Here is a 4,305-nt window from a genome sequence, read left to right on the forward strand (position 1 = left end):
GTCTTGGAGTTTGCCTGGAATCCGCGCTGAGTAACAATCATGTCTACAAACTGATCCGCCATGTCAACATTGGACATTTCCAATGTTCCGGCAACAATCTTGCCTTTTCCGGCAATGCCTGAAGGACCGATATTCGCTAACCCTGAGTTATTGGAAACACGGAATGTGTTTTCGCCTGATTTTTCAAGACCGCCCTGGTTGGGGAAGCTTGCCATCGCCACTTGAGCGATAGTTCTTGTAGTGCCGTTGGAGTAAATACCAGTAATAACTCCCGATTGATCTATTTTAAAGTTATCAAGATAACCCATTGTATAGCCGTCCTGCTCTACAGCCTTGGAAGAACTTGCTTCGGCATACTGGGTAAGCGATTTGACGAATCCGCCTACAGTACCCAAATTAAGAACAAATTCCTGCCTGACCGGGGTTCCGTCTTCGTTGGGGGTGGCTGTTTGCACATCGTATGCTACATTCATTTGAACAAGCCCAGTCCCTCCCGAAACGTTTCCCGCTCCGTCTTCCGCTGAAAGCAAAGTGCCGTTATTGGAAAAGTTAACAACAAAATTTGTAGGTCCGCCCGCCGCAGGAGCTTCCGCGCCGAAACCGATTGTAGCATTGGTCGGAGCTTCATTTTGAGGATCGACATTTACCGCAGCGTTCCAACTGTTGGCTGTTCCCGGCACTCTTGTAAATTGAACCTGTAAAATATGTTTATCGCCGAATGAATCGTAAATATCCATTGTTGTTGACCATGTTGAATCACGAACCTGCGCACCTGTGGGATTTTCCGGTAATTCGGGAATACGCTTATCAAGGTTACATGCAAATTGTACCATCGTTGTAGCTTTTGCCGGGTCTTTGCCGCCGACAGGTATTACAATTTGTTCAACAGGACGAGAAACATCTAGGGCGTTATAGCCGTCAACTTCTCTCGCCATCCAACCTTGAACTTTCATTCCGTTTGCGGGATTTACCATGATGCCGTCGGCGTCAATGGAAAACGCTCCCGCTCTTGTGAACAACTGCGTACCTGCGTCGTCAAGAACGAAAAAGCCGTTTCCTACAATTGCAAGATCTGTCTGAACGCCGGTCGTCTGCAAACTGCCCTGAATGTGAATCGTGTCGATTGACGCGATGGACATTCCAAGACCGACTTCTTTGGGGTTTACGCCGCCTAAGTCTTCTGTAGGACGAGCCGCACCTTGAAGCTGTTGGTAAATAATATCCTGAAAATTGACTCTATTGCGTTTAAAGCCTGTTGTATTGATATTGGCAATGTTATTACCAATAACGTCCATTCTGGTCTGATGGTTCTGAAGTCCTGAAACTCCGGAAAATAATGATCGCATCATAAGTCTACTCTCTCCTTTTCGTCTGCAAAAACCTTGATTACTTGGTTCCAATCATAAAAGTTTCCGTTTACCAACACCTCAGGTGTTTCTCCCCTGGTAACCGCCTGAACAACTCCCTGTACAGTGCGCTCCCCCTCGATTATTTCAACGCTCTTTCCCAAAGCGCTTGACGCTTCGTTCCCCATGAGCATAGAAGTAAGCTTGGAAAAATCTTTTGCCATCCCTGTCATTTGTTCCAATGTTGAAAATTGCGCCATCTGCGCGATGAATTCCTTGTCTTCCATTGGCGCTGTTGGGTCTTGATACGAAAGCTGGGTAATAAGGATTTTTAAGAAATCGTCTTTACCCAAATTTTGCTGTGGCTGACGTGTCGGATTTAGTCCGATGTTGTAGTCGCGAACAAATTTGTCAAGCTGGAGTTTTTCATCCGAGCTTAACATTATTGGTTTACCTGCTGTTAGTTCCATACATTCTCCTATGCAAGCATATTAACTGATCCCGATCCGCGTCTAAAAATGACGCTTATAACGGGTGCTGATTCCAATTCAAAACCGTCTTCATAACTTGATGCCGCCATCCGTGAGGAAAAGGAGCTTTCATCAAAGTTCTGCCCCTGTTCGCTTGATCCGTCTGCTGTCAAAGACAAATTCAGGTCGGCGTTAGCGTAACCTGAATCTTTAAATGCCTGTTCCAGCGCGGAAAGTTCCTTTCGGAAAGCATTAAGGGCTTCTTCGCTTTCTACGACAATTCGCCCTGTAATCTTGTTTTCGGTCATTTCAAGGTGTATCTTTACATGTCCCAAGGTCTCAGGGTGAAGGGCGATTTTGATAGTTCCCGCTCCGCCGTCCCGCAGAGCCATTGAAGCGTGGCGGACAATATCGCCGTTAAAGTTCTGATGCAGTTCCCTTGCGAGCATATTCTCAAGCATATTGCCCGATTTTACTTCCCATGAATTTTGAAGCTGGGAGCTTTGCCCCTGATCCGGCAGACGCAAATCTAAAGTTACTTCCTGAACGGCGTTTTGCCCATGATTGCGCCCTACCGCTGTTTCAACGACAGAATAACCGCGTGTCTGCGTTCCGTCAGAATTGTTACTTACAGTCCTATAGTCCCGAACTTCGATGTTAACTTTGTCTTTGCGGGAGCGGTTGCGGAATTCTTCCAGTTTGCCGGGCTGTTCTTTACCTTCATTTGTTTTAGCAAGCAAGGAGTCTTTGCCTTCGCCAACTTTGTTTTTTGCGGATAATGCGTCTTCGCTGTCAATTTTTGACTGCGTGTTTGCCTTTTTCTTGTTATCCGCCATTTGCGCTATCTCATTAATTTCCTGAAGGAGCTTTAATTGAGCGGCAGCATCGTCCTGCCCTTTTTCCGCAAAAGATACCGTTTGTAAGGGTATTTCATTGATTAATGATTTTGCCCTGTCGGTTTCAAGCGATAATCCGTTTTCACCTGATACGTCTGTTTCAAGCAAACTTGTAAATAGTTGATCCGCGCTTAAAAGAATGTTTTGAGACTCATCCGTAAGCTCAAGATCACACGCTTCAAGATCAACTTCCTGCGTTTCCGCAGATAAATCAAGTTTGCCTCCGTCATTGAGTTGTCCTGCCGATAACGCGTCTAAACCTGAATCGGATACTATCTTCTCTGATTGAGTTTGAAGTAATCCTGCGAGGAGTTCTGAAAAACTGGAACGTTCTTCTGTTTCTTCGTTTTCGTTGGGTTTAAGCGGGTCGCTTACAACGGCGTCTATCGGGACAGGTTCTGTGTAGGTGGTAATGGCTATCACCAACCGGCCTCCTAAAAAGATTTACCGGAAGGTGAGTGGATTACAAGTTCGGTCTGCCTGCCATTTTTCTTTGCAGTTCAGCTGCCCGAACCGGATCCATCAGTGAGAACCAATAAGCGACAACTGACGTTGTACCCTCGGCTCTGGCTATTTCCTCGGTCTTCCGGAGAACGTCGATAGCGTCCTGATCATCCAACTTGGCGATGATGCCTACCGCGTTTTGCGGGGGCATGCCTGTCAGATACCGGGCCTTCTGCTCGACATTCCTATCCTTATTTTCGGCATCTAATTGTTGGGCTTTGAGGGAATTCTCTCGTTCATCAAGGGCGTTTTGGCGTGCTTCCAATTCCTGCGCCATTTGGGTAAGTTCCCCATATCGGTTGTCCAAATCCTTCGTTTTTGTGTCAATGTCCATGTTTTTAAGTTCAAGGGCTTCAAGGCGTATTGCCAGCCGCTCTGCGTCAAGATTGAGAACCTCGCCCTCGGTCATTTTGGGCTGAGATCTGCCCCCACCGGGTAGAAATGGCACATATTTGTAAAAAGGAGCGAGAACTGTTTTTGCGTCAATTAAATTTAAATAATCAAACCAGACAATGCCGCCCACGGAAAGAATACCAATGAGCAGCAATAAAACTATTGCTCTACCAGCCATTTTTGATCTCCCAAATCTTTCATATTATACCATAAATTTCGGCAATTTGTGAAGAGTCCTGAACTATTCCAACGCCCTTTATTTAACCCTATTTTCCTGATAATATGGAGCAAGGCAGGTAATTTATGAGGATTGCGATTGTCAGCGCTACGGCGGTAAAGAAAGAAACGCCCGATTATATAACTTCTTTGGCTAAGGGAATGGAGTCCATGGGGCATAGGGTGGATATAGTCGATGTATGGAAGGAAGACGGCATGAGGCTTCCCGGATATGAATATATAGCGGTAGCGGCTGAGCCGATTTCGTTTTTTTCGGGTAAACTGCCGACTCTTGTCTCTAAGGTGCTTTCCGCAGGCAGTTCTCTTGTGGGGAAAAAAAGCGCGGCTTTTATCAAAAAAACAGGACTTTTCAGCAACCGCGCCCTTGCCAATTTAATGAAAGCAATGGAGAAGGAAGGCATGAGGATTAACTGGAGCGATATTTTGTTTAACGCTCCCCACGCCGAAGCGATGGGGAAA

5 protein-coding genes are annotated in these 4,305 nt (G+C 46.1%); 1 reads left to right on the forward strand and 4 read right to left on the reverse strand.

The features are described 5' to 3' along the window. From flgE to ACYVTD_RS10180, 4 genes are all read right to left on the reverse strand, one after another. Nucleotides 1-1,349: flagellar hook protein FlgE (gene flgE, locus ACYVTD_RS10165; RefSeq protein ID WP_461247666.1), on the reverse strand; the 1,349-nt coding region annotated here is incomplete at its 3' end. Further along, nucleotides 1,346-1,816 (reverse strand): flagellar hook assembly protein FlgD, encoded by a 471-nt coding sequence (gene flgD, locus ACYVTD_RS10170; RefSeq protein WP_461247667.1) that lies wholly within the window; start codon nucleotides 1,814-1,816, stop codon nucleotides 1,346-1,348. The genes flgD and flgE, both read right to left, overlap by 4 nt. Nucleotides 1,817-1,824: 8 nt before the next feature. After that, nucleotides 1,825-3,135 (reverse strand): flagellar hook-length control protein FliK, encoded by a 1,311-nt coding sequence (locus ACYVTD_RS10175; protein WP_461247670.1) that lies wholly within the window; start codon nucleotides 3,133-3,135, stop codon nucleotides 1,825-1,827. A gap of 40 nt (nucleotides 3,136-3,175) precedes the next feature. After that, nucleotides 3,176-3,787, reverse strand: coding sequence for a periplasmic-type flagellar collar protein FlbB (locus ACYVTD_RS10180; RefSeq protein WP_461247668.1), 612 nt, complete (start codon nucleotides 3,785-3,787; stop codon nucleotides 3,176-3,178). Between the two features lie 125 nt (nucleotides 3,788-3,912). Between ACYVTD_RS10180 and ACYVTD_RS10185 the strand changes: the two genes are divergently transcribed. After that, the coding region (locus tag ACYVTD_RS10185; RefSeq protein ID WP_461247669.1) for a hypothetical protein at nucleotides 3,913-4,305 on the forward strand (393 nt) is incomplete at its 3' end.

Source organism: Treponema sp. R6D11 (assembly GCF_054786075.1).

Coding starts and splice junctions, on each gene's coding strand:
- flgD (WP_461247667.1), bottom strand. CDS start 1,816: ATGGAACTAACAGCAGGTAAACCAATAATGTTAAGCTCGGATGAAAAA.
- ACYVTD_RS10180 (WP_461247668.1), bottom strand. CDS start 3,787: ATGGCTGGTAGAGCAATAGTTTTATTGCTGCTCATTGGTATTCTTTCC.